Annotated in this window: 2 protein-coding genes; both read right to left on the bottom strand. The window is 54.0% G+C overall.

Translation table 11 applies throughout. The annotated features are described in order from the left end of the window. Nucleotides 1-598: penicillin acylase family protein (locus AC3B8H_RS21165; protein ID WP_488443483.1), on the bottom strand; the 598-nt coding region annotated here is incomplete at its 3' end. After that, a partial coding sequence (locus tag AC3B8H_RS21160; RefSeq protein WP_488443482.1) for a cyclic peptide export ABC transporter occupies nucleotides 595-1611 on the bottom strand: 1017 nt, incomplete at its 5' end. The genes AC3B8H_RS21165 and AC3B8H_RS21160, both read right to left, overlap by 4 nt.

Here is a 1611-nt window from a genome sequence, read left to right as displayed (position 1 = left end):
TGGCTTCCATTACGCTCATCATCCGTTCGCCACGTTCTACCCAGGCGGTCAGATTGTCGAACATTCCGAGTACGATCAACAAACTATGCTCTGGTAGCCAGGGCTCGGGCCGATAACCCAATACACCGAATTCGAAAGGTAAATTCGGGTTTTCCACCAAATAGCCATTGACACCATCGGCGTAGGCTTGCAGGTATTCGCGATGCGCTTGAGGTAATCCGGCCAGAACCCGCCGCGCTACAACGGCGAATCCGTAGCGCCTAGCCTGAATGTCGCTGGACAACGCCGCTTCGCCAAAGATTTCCGCCAACAATCCGGCGTTCTTGCGCCGCATCAAATCAATTTGAAACAGCCGGTCGCGCGCCGCCAGATAACCCAGAACCCGAGCCGTATCGGTCCGGCTTTCGGCGCTAATCAGTGGTATACCGTGACCGTCGATGACGATACTGGCTGTCGCGGCCAGACCGGGCAAATGCCCCTCGCCCTCTATCACAGGTAACGAACGCCCCAACCACCAATACCCAGTCGCGGCAGTGATGAAGGCCAACAGCAATAATGCCAAACCGGCTTTAATACGCCAAGTGCTGAGTCCATTCATCGGCAGCTCTCCTGGTTCACCGCGACCGGTTCGCCGACAAATGCCGCATCGGAGCCACTCGCTCGCCGGTAAGCTTGTGGATATTCGATCGCGGTAATTAGGCCTTCTTCCAGCTTGATACAGCGGTCGGCTAGATGAAAATATTTATCGTCGTGAGTAATCGCCAACACGGTTTTGCCCCTGGCTTTTAACGTCGGCAACAATTCGGTATAAAACACCTGCTTGAACTCCGGGTCCTGATCGGCCGCCCATTCGTCGAATACATAGAACGGCCGATCCTCTAAGTAAGCCGCGAGCAAAGCCAAACGTTTACGTTGGCCTTGAGACAGGTCCACCGACGAAAACGCACCGTTGACGATTTTTACCTTATGCCTCAAATGCAGCGCGTCTAGGTAGTCATCTATCAAGGCTTCGCGATCGTTGAATTCCAGGCCGTATAACGCATCGAATAAATAAAAGTCGGCGAAAATGGCTGAGAAATTTTGCATGTAGGCGTCGCGATTTAGCTCATCGACCACATTGCCGTTCCAAACGACCGCGCCTTGCTCCGGGTGATACAAACCCAGCAACAACATCGCCAGCGTGGTTTTACCACTGCCATTCCCCCCTACTAGAAATACCAGCTCGCCGGGTTCGAATGCCAAATCGATCGGCCCCAAGCAAAATTGGCGGTTTTCCTTCTCCCGATGGAAGGCATGAGTCACGCCCCTCAGCGCCAAGCCGTTGAATTCATGCCGGCCCAGCTCGGCCAAGTCAACCGCTGGCGTCCCCGCAAGACTCTCGTCCAATTGCATGACTTTACGCAAAGCGACCTTGGCTCGGCTGAACGCCGGTAGGCTAGTGGTCAAAATGGTCAGCGGTGACATCATGAACAAGAACACCAGGACATAGCCGCTGATCACTTCGGCACTAACCCCGCGCCAAACCGGAAATCCGTACAAAATCAAGCCGATCGTCAGGAAATACAGTAGCTGTATCCATTGATTAATTGCCAAATAAGCCGCGGTTGCCCG

This window comes from Methylomonas sp. BG-2, from assembly GCF_057766305.1.
Note: the sequence above shows the minus strand (reverse complement) of the source record. Positions and strands in the feature narration are given on the sequence as shown.